At 65.5% G+C, this 17,297-nt stretch carries 14 protein-coding genes; 12 read left to right on the plus strand and 2 right to left on the minus strand.

Going from position 1 to position 17,297, the window contains the following annotated elements; all coding sequences use genetic code 11:
* Position 1: 1 nt before the first annotated feature.
* Positions 2–1,639 (minus strand): sulfatase family protein, encoded by a 1,638-nt coding sequence (locus QFZ46_RS11960; protein WP_307361713.1) that lies wholly within the window; start codon positions 1,637–1,639, stop codon positions 2–4.
* An 86-nt stretch (positions 1,640–1,725) separates the two neighbouring features.
* Here QFZ46_RS11960 and QFZ46_RS11965 point away from each other — a divergent pair, with 86 nt between their 5' ends.
* The 6 genes from QFZ46_RS11965 (at position 1,726) to QFZ46_RS11990 (ending at position 11,009) form a co-directional block, all read left to right on the plus strand.
* Positions 1,726–3,312, plus strand: coding sequence for an arylsulfatase (locus QFZ46_RS11965; RefSeq protein WP_307361716.1), 1,587 nt, complete (start codon positions 1,726–1,728; stop codon positions 3,310–3,312).
* 96 nt (positions 3,313–3,408) lie between these two features.
* The gene (locus tag QFZ46_RS11970; protein ID WP_307361719.1) at positions 3,409–4,953 is read left to right on the plus strand and encodes an ABC transporter substrate-binding protein; all 1,545 of its coding nucleotides are present in this window, start codon (positions 3,409–3,411) and stop codon (positions 4,951–4,953) included.
* Between the two features lie 53 nt (positions 4,954–5,006).
* On the plus strand, positions 5,007–5,945 hold the full coding sequence (locus tag QFZ46_RS11975) for an ABC transporter permease (protein ID WP_307361722.1): 939 nt from the start codon (positions 5,007–5,009) through the stop codon (positions 5,943–5,945).
* A complete protein-coding gene (locus tag QFZ46_RS11980; protein ID WP_307361725.1) occupies positions 5,942–7,720 on the plus strand; it encodes a dipeptide/oligopeptide/nickel ABC transporter permease/ATP-binding protein in 1,779 nt (592 codons plus the stop codon). Before QFZ46_RS11975 ends, QFZ46_RS11980 begins: the two co-directional genes overlap by 4 nt.
* On the plus strand, positions 7,717–8,553 hold the full coding sequence (locus tag QFZ46_RS11985; protein ID WP_307361727.1) for an ABC transporter ATP-binding protein: 837 nt from the start codon (positions 7,717–7,719) through the stop codon (positions 8,551–8,553). Before QFZ46_RS11980 ends, QFZ46_RS11985 begins: the two co-directional genes overlap by 4 nt.
* Positions 8,554–8,555: 2 nt before the next feature.
* Positions 8,556–11,009: a glycoside hydrolase family 3 N-terminal domain-containing protein gene (locus tag QFZ46_RS11990; RefSeq protein ID WP_307361729.1), complete on the plus strand. Its 2,454-nt coding sequence runs from the start codon at positions 8,556–8,558 to the stop codon at positions 11,007–11,009.
* A 99-nt stretch (positions 11,010–11,108) separates the two neighbouring features.
* Here the strand turns inward: QFZ46_RS11990 and QFZ46_RS11995 are convergent, their stop codons facing one another.
* Complete coding sequence (locus QFZ46_RS11995) at positions 11,109–12,032, minus strand: LysR family transcriptional regulator (protein ID WP_307361732.1); 924 nt, start codon at positions 12,030–12,032, stop codon at positions 11,109–11,111.
* A gap of 125 nt (positions 12,033–12,157) precedes the next feature.
* On the opposite strand from QFZ46_RS11995, the gene QFZ46_RS12000 reads away from it, so the two are divergent.
* The 6 genes from QFZ46_RS12000 (at position 12,158) to QFZ46_RS12025 (ending at position 17,288) form a co-directional block, all read left to right on the plus strand.
* On the plus strand, positions 12,158–13,801 hold the full coding sequence (locus QFZ46_RS12000) for a thiamine pyrophosphate-binding protein (RefSeq protein ID WP_307364596.1): 1,644 nt from the start codon (positions 12,158–12,160) through the stop codon (positions 13,799–13,801).
* 61 nt (positions 13,802–13,862) lie between these two features.
* Entirely contained in the window at positions 13,863–14,567 is a 705-nt protein-coding gene (locus QFZ46_RS12005) for an ABC transporter substrate-binding protein (RefSeq protein WP_307361735.1), read from the plus strand.
* Between the two features lie 7 nt (positions 14,568–14,574).
* Complete coding sequence (locus QFZ46_RS12010; protein WP_307361738.1) at positions 14,575–14,919, plus strand: hypothetical protein; 345 nt, start codon at positions 14,575–14,577, stop codon at positions 14,917–14,919.
* Positions 14,900–15,724: an ABC transporter ATP-binding protein gene (locus tag QFZ46_RS12015; protein WP_307361741.1), complete on the plus strand. Its 825-nt coding sequence runs from the start codon at positions 14,900–14,902 to the stop codon at positions 15,722–15,724. The genes QFZ46_RS12010 and QFZ46_RS12015 overlap by 20 nt, the downstream gene beginning before the upstream one ends.
* A complete protein-coding gene (locus QFZ46_RS12020; protein WP_307361744.1) occupies positions 15,721–16,503 on the plus strand; it encodes an ABC transporter permease in 783 nt (260 codons plus the stop codon). The genes QFZ46_RS12015 and QFZ46_RS12020 overlap by 4 nt, the downstream gene beginning before the upstream one ends.
* Positions 16,500–17,288, plus strand: a complete 789-nt coding sequence (locus QFZ46_RS12025; RefSeq protein ID WP_307361745.1) for an ABC transporter permease — start codon at positions 16,500–16,502, stop codon at positions 17,286–17,288. Before QFZ46_RS12020 ends, QFZ46_RS12025 begins: the two co-directional genes overlap by 4 nt.
* Positions 17,289–17,297: the final 9 nt, after the last annotated feature.

Raw genomic sequence — 17,297 nt, forward strand, 5'->3', positions numbered from 1 at the left:
CTCAACGGATTCCTTCTCGGGTGACGAGGACGTGATCGCTGGGTGCGTAGCCCAGACGCCACGCGCCGAACCAGGCGGATTCGTTCTCCGCGACCGTCACCGGCCCGGTGTACAGATGCCAGCGTCGACCGTCCGGAACCGGCGAACCGGATGCCAGTTCGATGTCCGACAGATCCCCGAGCGGTCCGGGAGGATCGATAGTCCACGCGATGGACGCGCCCTCGGTGGTGGCCGTCGCGACGAAGGCTCCCGAATCGATCGTGACAACAGGAGCATCCGTCTGCGGACTGACGCCGCCGGGGCGCCAGCGTTCGATCAGCTCGCTCTCCGGGATGGCGCCCAGATCGCCGTACTCGTCGCGCCAGTCCTGCAGCGCTCGACTCAGTCGCTGCTTCGTCGCCTCGTGCACGGGATCGTCCGCCAGATTGCGCGTCTCGTGCGGATCCTCGACGATGTCGTAGAGCTCCTCCGCCGGACGCGGCACGCTCATCATGGAGCGCTGCAGCTCTGTGAGGATGTCGGGGTTCTGCCCCTGGGTGAGCATGTCGCCCTCTTCGTGCCGCAGGCGCCGCAGGTCGCTCCACGTGCCCAGGTGGTCCGGATAGTAGTTGTACTGCATACCAGGCCGGTCGGGATGCAGGTTGAGGATGTACCGGTATCGCTCGTCGCGAATGGTCCGGACCGTGTCGTCGGTGGCGTCCATTCGGTCGCGTCCCGCGTAGGCATAGGGCGCCGCAGGCAACGCCTCTCCGGTCGGCGACAGCAGGGGGCGTCCGTGCATGTGCTCCGGCACCTCGATGCCGGCGACTTCGAGGATCGTCGGCGCCAGATCGAGCATCTGGACGACCTCAGCGCGTGAGGTGCCCGGTTGGATACGTCCCGGCCAACGGGCGATGAGCGGCACACGCACCCCGGCCTCGTTCGCCCAGCGTTTCGCGCGCGGAAAGCTCGCCCCGTGATCGCTCCAGAAGACGACGAGCGTATCCTCGGCGAGCCCGTCCTCGTCGAGCTGGTCGAGGATGCCGCCGACCCACTCATCCATCGCGGCGACGAGATCGAAGTAGCGGGCCCACGCCTGGCGGAACGTGGGAGTGTCTGGATGGTACGGCGGCAACGGCACCGTTGCTGGATCGTGTCGCTGTTCGTCGCCGAGCGTGCGAGTGGCGGCTTCGTATGCGTCGTCGCCGTAGATGCGCGATTCGTGGGTGAGGAGGCTGTGGAACGACGCGAAGAACGGTGCGCCCTCCGGCCGGTCGCGCCAATGCGCGTGGGGGGAGCAGTCGTCGAACGCGGTCGGTGGGGTCTTCACCTGGAAGTCCGTGAACCAGTTGTTCGACGTGTAATAGCCCGCCTCGCGGAAGTACTCGCTCACCAACCGGACGGACGCAGGTGGCACGGCTTTCGTGCGCATGTGCATCGTGCCGATGGCCGTGGGGTAGCACCCCGTCATGATCGCCGAGCGCGAAGGCGCGCAGACGGGTGCCGCAGCGAATGCCTGATCGAACCGCATCCCCGATTGCGCCAACGCATCGAGATGGGGAGTGGGGGACTGGTCGGCATCGGGCCAGAGGCCGGCGTACGGGCCGATGTGAGGGTTGATGTCATGGGTCGAGATCCACAAGATGTTCGGCTGATTCATGATCCTCCTCGATACGCCCACGCATCATTGCGTCAACTACTGAACACTATTTAGTATTACACCACGAACGCGAACGAGGAGAACAAATGCCTGTATCACCCGGCGATCGCCCGAACATAGTGCTGATCCTGGCGGATGATCTGGGCTTCTCAGATATCGGCTGTTTCGGGGGTGAGATCCCGACCCCCAACCTCGATGCGCTCGCGGCCGACGGCGTTCGGCTCACGCAGTTCTACAACACCGCGCGGTGCTCGCCTTCCCGGGCATCGCTGCTCACGGGTCTGCATCCGCATCAGACCGGCGTGGGAATCCTCACGCGCGACGATCGGCCCGCCGGCTATTCCGGAACTCTGAACGACCAGTGCGCGACGATTGCTGAGGTGCTCGGCGATGCCGGGTACGCGACGCACATGGCAGGGAAGTGGCATGTCAGCGGCCGCATCGGCGCGCCGAACGGCACGTGGCCGACTCGGCGCGGGTTCGACAAGTTCTACGGCACCCTCGATGGGGGCGGCAGTTACTTCGCACCTCCCACGCTCATGGACGGCGAAGTGCTCGTGGATGCCCCGGCCGACTTCTACTACACCGACGCCGTCGCGGGCTTCGCTGCCGACGCGATCCGCGAGCATGTGGAGGAACGGCCCGATCAGCCGTTCTTCTCCTATGTCGCCTTCACGGCACCGCACTGGCCCTTGCACGCGCCGGAGTCCGCGATCGAGCAGCATGCCGGACGGTATGACCAGGGTTGGGCGTTCGCTCGTGAGGCGAGAGTCGATCGCCAGCGCGCGCTCGGACTGTTCGGCGAGAGCGATTTTCTTGAGAGCGACGCGGACCCCCGCGTGCCCGATTGGAGCGAGGAGGACGATCAGAATTGGCAGGCGCGACGTATGGAGGTCTATGCGGCACAGGTGGCGCTCATGGATGAGGGGATCGGTCGGATCTTGCGGGTCCTCGAAGAGAGTGGGGTCGCTGAGAACACCTGTGTGATCTTCCTCTCCGACAACGGCGGCTGCGCGGAAGAGATCCTGCCGGGAGGAGGGCGACTGCCGTTTGCTCGGACGATGACGAACGGCGACCCGATCGCGTTCGGGAACACGAGTGACGTGTGGCCGGGTGCCGTCGACACCTTCGCGAGCTACGGGCGCGCATGGGCGAACGTCTCGAACGCTCCGTTCCGCGAGTACAAACACTGGGTGCACGAGGGGGGAATCTCAACGCCCTTCATCGTGCGATGGCCGGCGTCGGTGTCTGCAGACGTTGCGATTCAGAATCACCCTCATCAGCTCACTGACGTCATGGCGACGTTCGTGGAGATGGTCGGTGCGACCTACCCTGGCGAGCGCGATGGGCAGCCGGTTCTCCGCATGGAAGGTGTCAGCATGCTTCCGACGTGGCGCGGCGAACCAGAAGAGGGTGAGCGGACACTGTTCTGGGAGCACGAGGGCAACGCCGCGGTGAGACGAGGGCGATGGAAGCTCGTGCGCAAATACCCCGCACCCTGGGAGCTGTATGACATTGATGCCGACCGCGGTGAACGGACGAACCTCGCCCTCGACGAGCGTCCGATAGTACGAGAACTCTCGGACGCCTTCGCCGAGTGGAGCGGTCGCGTGGAGGTCGTACCTCGCGAAATCTGGGAGCCCCTTTACGCACCGACCGCGTTGGGTGGATAGTCGACCTTGTCAAACCACTGAACAGTATTTAGTATTACTTTGCCGAGCAAGGTCGCCCGGCATCTTCCCGAAACCAATGACGTCGTAGGAGATCACATGCGATCCGCCCCTCTCATCCGCCTGGCGGCGGTAGCAGCCGTCGCCGCGCTAGCGCTCACTTCGTGCAGCGCGGGTGCCCCCGAACCTGCCGCATCGAGCGGCGGCGCCGCCACTGCACCGCTGCTCACGATCGGGTCACTGACCGAGCCCACGAGCTGGGACCCGGCTCAGTCGAACGAGGGCCACTTCGCCCCCATCTACCAGTCCGTGTACGACACGCTGCTCAAGCGTGAACCGGATGGCACCCTCAGCCCGATGCTGGCCACGGAATGGACCATGAGCGACGACAGCATGTCGCTTTCGCTCGAACTCCGCACCGACGTCACGTTCACGGACGGATCCGTCTTCGACGGCGAAGCGGTCAAGGCGAACATCGAGCACTTCAAGACCGCCAACGGGCCTCAGCAGGGGAACCTGGCGGCCATCGAGAGCGTCGAGGTCGTGGATGCTGACACGGTCAATATCCAGTTGAGTGCGCCCGATCCTGATCTGCCGAACAACCTGGCGAACTCAGGTGGCTACATGGCGAGCCCGGCTGCTCTGGCCACCCCCGAGATCACCACTGTCCCGGTCGGTTCCGGCCCCTACGTCCTCGACACGAGCCGTTCCGTCGTCGGATCGACCATCATGTTCACGCGCAACGAGGACTACTGGGGCGAGGAGCTTCCGTTCGACGAGGTCGAATTCAAGATCCTCACCGACGAGACGGCGCGCCTGAATGCGCTCACGTCGGGACAGATCGATTTCGCGTCGCTCAACCGTGCCGCGTCGGCACTGCAGGCGCAGGCAGCCGGCCTCAACGCCCCCGAGCCGTTCTCGGTCAACTGGGGCGGACTCCTCTTCTTCGACCGCGACGGCGCTCTCCTGCCGGAGCTCGCCGACGTCCGCGTGCGTGAGGCGCTTGCCATCGCGATCGACGCGGATGCGATCGTGCAGGTCGGCTGGGAAGGCCTCGGCACTCAGACATCGCAGGTCTTCGGTCCCGATACCGAGGCCTACGAGAAGGACCTCGATGACGCGTACGCGTACGACCCGAAGCGTGCCAAGGAGCTGCTCGCCGAAGCCGGCGCCAGCGACCTGTCGCTGACCCTCCCCGTGAGCGGCGTGTTCGAGCCGGTCATCTACGACGCGATCATCCAGAACTGGGAAGACATCGGAGTCACTGTCACCCGCCACCAGTGGGGTCCGGGCGAGGCCATCCCGTCCATGCAGCGTGGTGAGTTCCCGATCGCGTTCATGACACTCGCGTCGCGTTCGGACTGGGGAACGATGAACTTCCTGCTTTCTCCGGAGGCCACATGGAACCCCCTGGGGTCGACCGATCCCGAACTCGAAGCGCTCATGGCCGGGTACCCGAGCGCCGACGAGGCGGGTAAGGCCGAGATCGCCCGTGAGGTCAACGAGTGGGTCATCGACAACGTGTGGTTCGCGCCGATCATGCGCCCCGACACGTTCAACTTCTACGGTGACAGCATCGAGATCGTGCCGCAGGTGCAGCAGGCCATTCCGTCGATCTGGAGCTACACGCCGACCGGAATGTGATCACGAAGGGGCCCCGTTCCCGCGGGGCCCCTCCCTCTCACCGGAGAATCCTCATGCCCTTCCTTCTGAAACGCCTCATCTCGGCGGTGTCGCTGATCTTCGCGACCTCGCTCATCGTCTTCCTCCTCATTTCGCCTGCCTTCGGCGACATCGCGCGCAATGTACTAGGCGAGAACGCCAGTGCGGAGCAGGTCTCGCAACTGAACTCCGAGCTCGGATTCGACCGCCCCGTGTTCGTCCAGTACTTCGATTGGCTGGTCGGCGCGCTGCAGGGAGACCTCGGCACCTCGTTGTTCACGTCGCAGCCTGTGTGGGCGGCGATAAGCGTACGCATGCCTGTGACCGTCGCACTGGTCGTCCTCGTGACGCTCCTGAGCGGCATCATCGGCTTCGCGGTGGGAATCATCTCAGCAGTCAGGCGTGGGTGGGTCGACAAGACGCTGCAGTTCTTCGCCACGCTGGGAGATGCGCTCCCGGCGTTCATCATCGCGCTGTTCCTCGTCACGGTCTTCGCGATCCAGCTCGGTTGGCTTCCCGCCACCGGCTACACCGACTTCCGCGCCGATCCGAGCGCCTGGGCGCTCAGTCTGGTCATGCCCGTCGCCGCTCTCACCATCCCGGCAATCGCCGGAATCGCTCAGCAGGTCCGTAGCTCGATGCTTTCGATGATGCGGCAGGACTACGTTCGCACGCTTCGCAGCCGCGGCCTCTCGGAGACACGGGTCGTGCTCGTCCACGTGCTGCGCAACTCATCGACAACCGGTCTGACGGCCCTCGCCGTGCAGGTCGTCGGAATTCTCGGCGGCGCGGTCGTGATCGAGCAGATCTTCGCGCTCCCAGGCCTCGGCAGCCTCGCGATCGAGGCCGCCGTGCGCACCGACGCGCCGCTGGTGCTCGGGGCTGTACTCGCCTACGTCGTGATCGTCGTCATCGTCAATCTGCTGGTCGACCTGGCCGTCGCCTGGCTGAACCCCAAGGTGCGTCTCTCATGAGTCAGACAACCACTCTCGTCACGGCGGCACGCGCCGCCAAACAGGGGGCGTTCCGACGTTTCCTGCGCAACCCCCTCGGGCTCATATCCTCCATCGTGCTGCTCGTCATCGTGCTCGGGGCGCTTGTCGCCCCGTTCCTTCCGCTGCCCTCGCCCGACCTGGTCGTGCTCAGCGACGCGATGCAGGCGCCCAGTGCCGCGCACCTGCTCGGGACGGATGCCTCGGGTCGCGACGTGTTGAGCCGGCTGTTGTTCGGTGCCCAGGTCAGCCTCGCGGGCGCGGCTCTCGCGCTCGTCGTCGCGCTCGTGGTGGGCCTGCCGACCGGTCTGATCGCCGGCTACTATGGTGGCCCGTTCGACGCCGTCGCCAACTGGGTGAACAACCTCAATATGGCGCTGCCAGGGATCGTGCTGCTGCTCGCGGTGCGTGCTGTGGCGGGTCCGTCGATCTGGATCTCGATGGGTGTGTTCGGCGTCCTGCTCGCGCCGGGGGTCTTCCGCATCGTGCGTGCCGCGGTTCAGGCTGTGCGTGGCGAGCTCTACATTGACGCGGCTCGGGTGTCCGGACTCGGTGACGCCCGCATCATCGGTCGTCACGTGCTGACGGTCGTGCGTGCACCCGTCATCATCCAGTCCGCACGCCTTGCCAGCATCGCCATCGCTGTGCAGGCGGGGCTCGAGTTCCTCGGCATCGCCGACAGCTCGGTGCCGTCGTGGGGCGGGATGCTCAATGAGGGGTTCCGTCGAATCTTCGTCAACCCATCGCTTATCTTCTGGCCGAGCCTGGCGATCGGGCTCACGACCATGGCTCTCATCCTCCTCGGAAACGCGATGCGCGATGCCCTCGAAGACAGGGATGCCGGAGACAGCTCGAAGGTGGGCCGGCCGGAGCCGGCCGACGTGGCCTCGTTGGCCGACCGCTCCGACGCATCGCTGCTGTCGGTTCGCGACCTCGAGGTCAGCTACGGCGTCGGTGACTCGAAGAACACCGTCGTGCATCATGTCTCGCTGGATATCGAACCCGGTGAGGTGCTCGGCCTCGTCGGTGAATCGGGATCCGGTAAGACGCAGACTGCGTTCTCGGTGCTCGGGCTTCTGCCCGAGGGCGGCTGGGTCTCGCGCGGGTCCATCCGTTTCGACGGCACGGAACTCGCCGCCCTCAGCGCGACTGAACGGCGCAAGCTCCGCGGCACGGACATCGCATATGTGCCTCAGGAGCCACTCAGCAACCTGGATCCGAGTTTCCGGATCGGGCAGCAGCTGACCGAGCCGCTGCGCACGCGGCTCGGTCTGTCGAGGACGCAAGCGAAGGAACGTGCCCTCAGCCTGCTCGCCAAGGTCGGCATCCCTGATCCGGAAGCGACCTTCCGCGCCTACCCGCACGAGATCTCGGGCGGCATGGCACAGCGCGTCCTGATCGCGGGTGCTGTCGCGGGGGAGCCGAAGCTCCTGATCGCCGACGAGCCGACCACGGCGCTCGATGTGACGGTGCAGGCCGAGGTGCTCGATCTCCTGCGTGACCTGCAGCGCGAGACCGGAATGGCCGTGCTGCTCGTGACGCACAACTTCGGGGTCGTCGCTGACATCTGCGATCGCGTCGCTGTCATGAAGGCGGGCCGGATCGTCGAGACCAATGAGGTCGACACGATCCTGCGGAAACCGAGTGATCCTTATACCCAGACCCTCCTCGCCTCCATGCTGGACGAAGGACCGGTCCGTACCTACGTGGCTCCGACAACCGTCGATGCCGCCTCGTCAGAGGGGAGCAGAGGATGAACGCATCCGACAAGCTGCTGAGTGTAAACGATCTTGAGGTCGTGTACCGCGGGCGAGGGCGAAAGGTGTTCACCGCTCTCAAAGGGGTCTCACTGGACATCCGTCCCGGCGAGACGCTGGGACTGGTCGGCGAGTCCGGATCCGGTAAGACGACGATCGGCCGTGCCGTGCTGGGGCTCGCTCCCGTGTCCAAGGGCACGATCACCTTCGACGGGCGCGACATCACGAACGTCCCTGCGAGTGAGCGTCGCTCGCTCGCACGCGAGATGCAGGTCGTCTTCCAGGATCCGTACACGTCGCTCAATCCGTCCATGACAGTGGCCGACATTCTTGCCGAACCGCTCTTGATTCAGGGATGGACGCGTAAGGACGCCTACGCGCGGATCCGCGAGCTTCTCGATCGCGTGCACCTGCCGGCGGATGCCGATCGGCGCCTACCCAGCGAGTTCTCTGGTGGACAGCGCCAGCGCGTGGCCATCGCTCGTGCGATCGCGCTCCACCCGCGCCTGATCATCTGTGACGAGCCCGTCTCGGCACTGGACCTGACGACTCAGGCGCGCGTGCTCGAGCTTCTCATCGAGATTCAAGAGGCAACGGGTGTCGCATACTTGTTCGTGTCGCACGACCTCGGCGTCGTACGACACATCAGCCATCGTGTGACGGTGCTGTACCGAGGAGAGATCGTCGAAGCGGGCGATGTCGATCAGGTCACCGCACGGCCTGAGCACGCGTACACGCAACGCTTGTTCATGTCGGCACCCGTCGCGGACGTCGCGCTCCAGCGCGAGCGTCGCCAAGAACGGCGCCTCTTGGCGACCGGTTCAGAAAGATGAGGATGGAAAACACGACCAGTACCGCCGGACCTTCGGCGCGACACACGGACGGCACGCCCTACCGCGACCTCAATGGCAATGGGGTGATGGACCCCTACGAGGATCCGCGGTTGCCCATCGAAGAGCGAGTCGAGGATCTGCTCTCACGACTGTCGCTCGCCGAGAAAGCGGGGCTCATGGTGCAGTCGGTGGTGAGCGTCACGAGCGATGGCGCTATCGACGGAGACGAGATCGCGCCACGTGAGCTCAGCGCACGCCGGATGATCGAAGAACGACACGTGACACATCTGAACGTGCACCGAATCCCCGACCCCCGGGCGATGGCGCGGTGGAACAACGAGGTGCAGCGCGTCGCCGAGCGGGCGCCGCACGGCATCCCGGTGACGATCTCGACCGACCCCAGGCACTCGTTCACGGAGAACTGGGGAGCGTCCTTCAGCGCCGAGCACCTGTCCGCGTGGCCCGAGCCTCTCGGCCTCGGTGCGATCGGCGACGAGGCGACCGTCCGCGATTTCGCCGACATCGCGCGCCGTGAGTACACGGCCATCGGCATCCGGCTTGCATTGCACCCCACGCTCGACGTCGCTACGGAGCCGCGCTGGGCGCGCCAGTACAGTACTTTCGGCCAAGACGCCGAGACCGTGGCGAAGCTGGGCGTCGCGTACGTCGACGGTTTCGAGGGCGGCGATGGTCTCGGGGCGCAGAGTGTCTCGTGCATGGCGAAGCACTTCCCCGGAGGCGGACCGCAACGGGACGGCGAGGACCCGCACTTCAACTACGGCAAGGAGCAGGACTACACTGGCGGCATGTTCGAGTACCACCTCGAGCCGTTCCGCCGTGTCATAGCCCGTGGCGTACCCGCGATCATGCCCTCATACGGCATCCCGATCGGGCTGACTCTCGACGGCGAGCCCGTTGAGGAAGTCGGCTTCGGGTTCAACCGCCAGATCATCACCGGCCTGCTGCGTGAGAAGCTCGGCTTCGACGGCGTGGTCTGCACCGACTGGGGTCTGGTCACCGAGTCACGCATCGGGGGCAAGGTTCTGCCGCCGCGGGCATGGGGTGTGGAGCACCTCACCGAGGTCGAACGCGTGCAGAAGATTCTCGAGGCGGGGTGCGATCAGCTCGGTGGTGAGGAGGAACCGGGCTACATCGTCGAACTCGTCGAGTCCGGTGCAGTCGATGAAGCCCGCATCGATGAATCGGTTCGGCGACTGCTTCGGGTGAAGTTCGCACTCGGCCTGTTCGAGCATCCCTATGTCGACGAGGAAGCCGCGATCGACTCCGTCGGCACGGTGGAGTATCGCGCAGCCGGGCATGCCGCCCAGGCGCGATCGATGGTCGTGCTGACCAACGGGCTATCATCATCCAGCCCGGCCCTTCCGTTGCGTCGGGGGGCGAAGGTGTTCGCAGAGGAGCTCTCGGACGCATCGCTCAAGGAGGCGGGCCTGGTCCCGGTGAGTGATCCGGCGGAGGCCGAGGCGAACATCGTTCGGATCGTCGCCCCCTACGACGCCCGGGACGGGTTCGCACTGGAGGCGAGCTTTCATGCCGGTTCGCTCGAATTCGCGCCGGCGATCGCGGAACGGCTGCAGACGCTCGCCGCTCACGCACCAGTGATTCTTGTCGTACACCTGGAGCGACCGGCGATCCTCGAACCGCTCTTCCCGAGCTGCGCGGCATTTCTCGTCGAGTTCGGCGCCTCCGACGACGCCGTCCTCGAAGTGCTGACGGGCCGTACGCGCGCCGAGGGGCGTCTGCCGTTCGACATCCCGCGCTCCGTCGAAGCGGTGCGCACGTCCCGCGTCGACGTTCCGGGGGACTACGCGAGCCCGCTTTTTCCGGCCGGTCAGCCCAGCGCTCCCATCCGGCGCAGGGCGCCGCGTCGGACCTACGCTCAGGGACGGGAGAGTCAGGAGCTGATCCTCGAGACTGCGCTGGAGATCATCGAGCGCAAGGGATACGGCGCGACGTCACTGCGCGATATCGCGGAAGCGGTCGGCATGACGCAGGCGGGTCTGCTGCACCACTTCGGGACGAAGGAGAACCTGCTGGTCGAGGTGCTGCGACAGCGCGATGTCGTCAACCGGCGCATCGTCGCAGCGCAGGGCGGGGACGATCCGATGACGATCCGGGTGGCGCGTCACAACGAATCGGTGCCGGCATTGGTGCATCTCTACGTCAATCTCGAGGCTGCGGCGGCGGACGGGGAGCATCCTGCTCATGAGTTCTTCCTCCGTCGTGAGAACGAGGTGCTGGCGAGCATGCGGCGCGACATCGAAGCCCGCCAGCAGGCAGGCACGGTTGCACGTGACGTCGATGCCTCGATGATGGCTCGGGTGTTCCTCGCTCTCTCCGACGGGTTGCAGGCTCAATGGGGCATCAATCCCGAGGTGGATCTCGTGGGAACGATCGAGTGGCTCTGGGCGCAGTTCGCCGAGAGGAAAGGGGAGTGATGCAGGCGATGGACGGGCGCGTCGACTCGCCTGAACTCGAGCAGCTCTATGCCGACTCCGAGGCGAACTCGACGGCTTGATGTCACGGACGGCCCGCGTCTATCCGCTCGAGGCCGGTGGCTGCGCCGAAAGCGTCGCGCGCACGATGCTCAGGAACCAGGCCGTTGCCGTGTTCGTATCCGAGTCGCGGTGCGAGACGAGATGAATGGATGTCGTAGGTGATGGGAACGGCAGTTCGAGCAGCTTCGTGCCAGAGGGAAGAGCGAGCGCTGCGAACGCATCGATCGGAACGATCGCGACGAACCCGCAACGCGCGACGATCCACGGCAGGGAGGTGAAGCGGGGCACCTCCACGTGCGGAGTCCGCGAGAGAACGCCTGCGCCCAGCGTCGTGACCGCCTCGGTGATCGCTCGGTGGCCTGCCGACGATCCGACCCGTGCCTCAGGCAGACGGCGCAGATCATCGACACGAATCCGACCGTTGTCGTCCTCGAGGTCAGACGGCACCAGGCAGGCGTACCGGTCCTGAAACAGGACTTCCTGATTCACCGGCCCCGCAACCGGGGAACTGGTGATCGCTGCATCGATATCGCCCGACAGCACCTCCGCTGCGACCGTGTCGATGTCGAGTGGGACGACTTCGATCGAGATTCCTGGGCCGTCGTGCCCCGTGGCCAGCAGAATGCGCGGCAGGAGCCCCGCTTCGCCGAGGTCGGTGAGGGCGATGCGAAACCGGCGCTGCGACGTCGCCGGATCGAAGCGATTGCCGTCTTCGGAAATTGCGACTATGCGCGAGAGCGGACTGCTGATCTCGGTGTACAGATCTGTGGCGAGGCGGGTGGGCCGGACCCCCGTGCCCGTGCGGATGAAGAGCGGGTCACCGAAGTGCGTTCGCAGTCGCCGGAGAGCGTGGCTGACAGCGGGTTGCGAGACCCGAAGGGTCTCTGCGGCGGCCGTCAGGTTCTTAGCCCGATAGATCACCACGAATGTCCGAAGGAGGTTGAGGTCGATGTTCGCGAGCATCTCTCTATTATTCACGCCGAGAATAATTCAGATACCTATTATTCATTGGACGCACCTTTGCGAGAGATTTACCGTGGAGTCAGGTCGCCGATGACCTGAGGAACGGAATCAGTGCAGTGACGCAGATGATGAAGGTCGCCGACTCTCTCGGCCGCATGCTCGCCGAGTTGGGTGTATCGCAGGTATTCGGAGTGGTCGGAAGCGGCAACTACCGGGTGACGAACGCGCTCGTCGCTTCCGGTGCGACCTATGTCGCGGCCCGGCACGAAGCCGGTGCAGCGTCCATGGCCGATGCGTACTCCCGCATCACCGGCGATGTCAGCGCGCTGAGCCTGCATCAGGGATGCGGGCTCACGAACGCATTGACGGGTATCACCGAGGCCGCGAAGTGCCACACGCCGCTCCTGGTGCTCGCCGCCGACACGGCCGTGGGCGATGTCACGTCGAACTTCCACATCGACCAGGACGCCGCCGTGCGTGCCGTCGGCGCCACGCCCATGCGCATCCACTCCGCCGAGACCGCGCTCGCGGATGCGGCCCGAGCATTCCGGGTCGCTCAGGTCGAGCGCACCACTGTCGTGCTCTCGTTGCCCATCGACATCCAGGATCGGGAGATCGCGTATCCGGGTCCGCGGCCGGCGTCGAATCTCCGAGTTCCGACGCCGACCGTCTTGACCGGTGACGCGACGGAACTCGGCGAGATGATGGCACGTGCGCACCGTCCGGTCATCATCGGAGGTCGCGGGTCCCGGATTGCGAAGCGCGACCTGCGTGAGCTTGCGGCGGTGACCGGCGCACTGCTGATCGCGTCGGGCGGCGCGCGCGGGGTTTTCGAGGGTGATGAGTGGGCGCTCGATGTCGTCGGAGGCTTCGCGACGGACAGCGCAGCGGAGCTCGTTCGCGATGCCGACCTCATAGTCGGCTTTGGTGTCGCGCTCAATGACTGGACAACGCGCGGCGGAACCTTGCTCGAGAAGGCGACGCTCGTCCAGGTCGACGACCGTGTCGGCGCCATCGGCAAGCACCGTCTGGTCGACCTCGGCATCGTCGGCGATACCCGGGCCGTCGCGCGTGCCGTGATCGCGGCGCTGGCGGCGTCCGGGACGACACAGGCCGGATACCGCACTCCCGAGGTCGCCGATCGGATTCGCACAGCGCGCTATTGGGCGGACCAGGATGTCGAGGTGGTCGACGAACCAGGGTTCATCGACCCGGCCGCGCTGACCAACGCACTCGATGCGATCCTTCCGGACGAACGCGTCGTCGTCGTAGACGGGGGAAACGTCAACGCGTACCCGGGCGCGCATCTGCGAGTGCCGGACGACGAGGGTTACGTCCTCCCGCTCTCTTTCCAGTCCATCGGCCTCGGCCTGGCGAGTGTCATCGGCGCTGCCGTCGCGCGTCCGGATCGGATGGCCGTGCTCGGCACTGGTGACGGGTCTCTGCTGATGGGGGCTGTGGAGTTGGAAACCGCCGTTCGGCTGCGGCTCGGCGTGGTCATCATCGCTTTCAACGACAGCGCCTACGGTGCCGAGATCCACCTCTTCCCGGACTCCACGCCAGAGGAGCAGGAGATCGTGCGTTTTCCTGACACCGACATCGCGGCGATCGCACGGGGCTATGGCTGCGACGCGATCACCGTGCGCTCTCTCGATGACCTCGGCGGCGTATCGGCCTGGCTCGAGTCGGATCGCGATCGCCCTCTGGTGATCGACGCGAAGATCACCGGCCGTGCTTCCTGGCTCATGGCCCGAGAGCACGGGCACTAGTCACGGTCACCGGAACGACGGCACCAGTAGACGTACGCAACCGAAACAAGGGAGTTTCATCATGATGCACAGCACAGCAACCCGTACCCGCCGGGCGCTCGTAGTCACGGGTGTTGCCGCCGTACTCGTTCTCGTGGGATGCGCAGCAGATCCGGAGGGCGCTGCATCCGAGAACGACGATGCCGGAGGCGAGGGCGGCACGATCCGGGTGGCCTATCTGGCGACAGGATCGTCGCTGCCGCTCTTCGTGACCGCCGAGAAGTATGCGGAAGAGGTCGGTATCGACGTCGAGCTGGTCGAGGTCGCGAGCGGCAACGAGTCGATCACCGGGGTCGCGACCGCCCAGTACGACGCCGGGTTCGCCGGCATCGGATCGGCCGCATACAACGCCGTGGACGAGGGCCTGCCTGTGCGGTACGTGGCCCCGATGCATTCGGGCTATATCGAGGACTACTTCATCGTCTCGTCTCAACTGGCAAGCTCTTCGGACGAGGCGGCCACGGTCGCAGATGACATGTCGCAGCTCGCGGGGCAGACGTTCGCCGTGAACGCGCCCGGCGTCGTCACCGAGGCGCTGCTCGGTTTCGCGCTGGAGCGCGGCGGGCTGTCCATGGACGATGTCGCACTCGAGTACATCCCCCTTTCCCGATCAGGTGCCCGCACTCGCCAACGGTGGCATTGCAGCGGGCATCCTGTCGGAGCCGTTCCCCACGCAGGCCGAGGAGAACGGAGCGGGCTACCGCCCGTGGGAGACGCCCACGGATGAAGATCCGTTGCCCTTCACCGGCATCATCTACAACACCGACTGGGCGGAAGAGAATCCACAGGTGGCTGAGGACTTCATGCGCGCATACGCGATGGCCGCCGAAGACCTCGACACGAACGGCTGGGACACGCCGGAGATGCTCGACCTCGTCGAGCAGTACACGGGGGCGGATCCTGCGACCGTCGCCGCGTCGCGTCAGCACCACATCTCCGCTGACCTCGACGTGGACTTCGACGTCCTGCTGCGCTACCAGGAGTTCTTCATGGCGCAGGGGTCGTTGAACTACGACGAGATCATCCCGGAGGAAGACATCTGGGACTTCAGTTGGCGCGATGCAGCCCTCGAGAACTGATGCGGGCGAGTCGATGACCGTGCAGGCCCGACCGAAAGTCCGGCTCACCGATGTGAGCAAGCGGTTCCCCGGGAAGGAGCAGGTGACCGCGTTGGAGGGCGTCTCGCTCGATATCGCGGAAGCCGAGTTCGTCTCGATCGTTGGTCCTTCGGGCTGCGGCAAGTCGACGTTGCTGCGGCTCGTGGCGGGCCTGCACGAGCCCTCGTCTGGAAATGTCGAGATCCGAAGCACCAAACCCGACCGCCCGAAGACGGCGATGGTGTTCCAGGAGCACGCTCTTTTCCCGTGGATGTCTGTTCGCGAGAACGTCATGTTCGGACCCCGCAACCGCAACGTGCCCAAGAAGGAGGCGGCCGAGATCGCCGATGAGCAGCTGGGGCGGCTCGGCCTGGCACGCTTCGGCGACTTCTTCCCGCATCAGCTCTCCGGAGGAATGAAGCAGCGCGTCGGCATCGCTCGGGCGCTCGCTCAGGACGCCGAAGTGCTCCTCATGGACGAGCCGCTGGGGGCTCTGGACGCACAGACTCGGACGCTGCTGCAGGAGCAGATCCTGGAGCTCCGCCAGCAGACGAAGCCGACCGTGCTCTACATCACCCACGCGATCGACGAGGCAGTCTTCCTCTCAGACCGTGTGGTGCTGATGTCCGCACGCCCTGGGCGGATCCGCGACATCGTAGAACTCGACTTCGGTCCCGATCGCACACCCGAGCTGCGCGGCACACCGGAGTTCGCGGCGCTGTCCCAGGACATCTGGAATCACCTGCGCGACGAAGTGCAAGCGGCCATGGCGGTGGATGACAAGTGAGTTGGCGCGGCCTTCGCGACAAGTGGGCACTGTTCGTCGGCCCGATCGTCATCCTGATCGGGTGGGAGTTCCTGAGTCAGGCCGGCATCATCCGGGCCACCTTCTTCCCACCTCCGACGCAGATCATCGCGCGCAGCGTGATCGTATTCGAGCCCGATTCGGGGCTCGGGGGCGACGTCATCGCCACGATTCTGCGCGTCGTCGTCACGATCGTCCTCGCCGTGGTCCTGGGCGTCGGCGTCGGGATCGTGATCACCGCGTCGCAGTGGATGGAGCGCGGCACTCACACGGTGCTTGCGTTCCTCTATCCCATCCCAGGTGTGCTGTTCTTTCCGTTCCTGACCTTCCTGCTCGGCCGCACCGAGATGGCGATCATCCTGACCGCGCTCGTGACTCCCCTCATCGTGATGATCCTCTACACGGTCTCGGGCGTGCGCAGCATCGATCGCACGCTGCTCGAGGTGGCGGAGAACTACGGCTCTCGCGGAGTGCGGCAGTTCTTCGGCATCCTCGTACCCGGCTCGCTGCCCTCGATCGTCACGGGCATTCGGGTGTCGCTCGGGTTCACGCTGATCGCCGTGATCGCGATCGAGATGGTCGGTGCCCCGAACGGGCTGGGTCAGTTCCTCTGGTCGAACTGGCAGATCCTCCGCGTCACCGACATGTACGTGGCGCTGCTGATCATCGCCGTCATCGGACTGCTCAGTTCCGTCGGGTTCGATGCGGTCGCCGACCGGTTGCTGCCATGGCGTCGCGACGTGCAGGGAGCACAGATATGAACCCTGCAGTTCGGCGCTGGGCGCAGTCCTGGGCCATCCCCGTCATCTTGCTCGTGCTGTGGGAGGCAGTGACACGCGCAGGCCTGCTCGACCCGCGATTCTTCCCCCCGCTGAGCGAGATCATCATGACGGCGGCAGGCGAACTCGTGAACGGGAGGCTCGGTCTCGACCTCGTGCTGACGATCCAGCGACTCATGGTGGCTTTCGTCCTCGCGGCGGTACTCGGCGTTGCAATCGGTGTCGCGTCCGGTAGGTGGCGGACCGTTGAGATGCTCATCCGTCCCATCACGGATACGCTCTACCCGCTGCCGAAGATCGCGCTTCTTCCGCTTTTCATCATCATCGTGGGGCGAGGTGAGGTGGCCTACATCATCACTGCATTCGCGACCGCGTTCTTCCAGATCATCATCAGCACGCGCGGGACGGTCAGGGACGTGCCGACAGATCTCATCGCGGCGGGGCGAAACTTCGGCGCCACAGGTGTCCGCTTCTTCACGCGTCTCTTGTTCCCCGCGATCGCGCCGGGATTGCTGAACGGGTTGCGCCTCGGGATGGCGACTTGCCTGATCACGCTGATCGCCGCCGAGTTCGTCGGCGCCGAATTCGGGATGGGCGCCGCGATTCGCAGGGCGGGTCAACAGTTCGCCGTCGAGGAGGTCTATGCGGGCATCCTGATCGTGGGGCTGCTCGGCCTGCTGATCAACCTGGCGTTCCGCCTGGTCACACCTTTGGTGCTGCCGTGGCAGCGCCGTGTTCAGCCCGCGGCCGTCGGCCGGCGCGGGTGACGGCCGTGA

The sequence above is a fragment of the Microbacterium murale genome (assembly GCF_030815955.1).
Lineage (GTDB): Bacteria > Actinomycetota > Actinomycetes > Actinomycetales > Microbacteriaceae > Microbacterium > Microbacterium murale_A.

Coding starts and splice junctions, on each gene's coding strand:
- QFZ46_RS11985 (WP_307361727.1), top strand. CDS start 7,717: ATGAACGCATCCGACAAGCTGCTGAGTGTAAACGATCTTGAGGTCGTG.
- QFZ46_RS12000 (WP_307364596.1), top strand. CDS start 12,158: ATGATGAAGGTCGCCGACTCTCTCGGCCGCATGCTCGCCGAGTTGGGT.
- QFZ46_RS12005 (WP_307361735.1), top strand. CDS start 13,863: ATGATGCACAGCACAGCAACCCGTACCCGCCGGGCGCTCGTAGTCACG.
- QFZ46_RS11990 (WP_307361729.1), top strand. CDS start 8,556: ATGGAAAACACGACCAGTACCGCCGGACCTTCGGCGCGACACACGGAC.
- QFZ46_RS11980 (WP_307361725.1), top strand. CDS start 5,942: ATGAGTCAGACAACCACTCTCGTCACGGCGGCACGCGCCGCCAAACAG.
- QFZ46_RS11970 (WP_307361719.1), top strand. CDS start 3,409: ATGCGATCCGCCCCTCTCATCCGCCTGGCGGCGGTAGCAGCCGTCGCC.
- QFZ46_RS11965 (WP_307361716.1), top strand. CDS start 1,726: ATGCCTGTATCACCCGGCGATCGCCCGAACATAGTGCTGATCCTGGCG.
- QFZ46_RS11960 (WP_307361713.1), bottom strand. CDS start 1,639: ATGAATCAGCCGAACATCTTGTGGATCTCGACCCATGACATCAACCCT.
- QFZ46_RS12025 (WP_307361745.1), top strand. CDS start 16,500: ATGAACCCTGCAGTTCGGCGCTGGGCGCAGTCCTGGGCCATCCCCGTC.
- QFZ46_RS11995 (WP_307361732.1), bottom strand. CDS start 12,032: ATGCTCGCGAACATCGACCTCAACCTCCTTCGGACATTCGTGGTGATC.
- QFZ46_RS11975 (WP_307361722.1), top strand. CDS start 5,007: ATGCCCTTCCTTCTGAAACGCCTCATCTCGGCGGTGTCGCTGATCTTC.
- QFZ46_RS12015 (WP_307361741.1), top strand. CDS start 14,900: ATGCAGCCCTCGAGAACTGATGCGGGCGAGTCGATGACCGTGCAGGCC.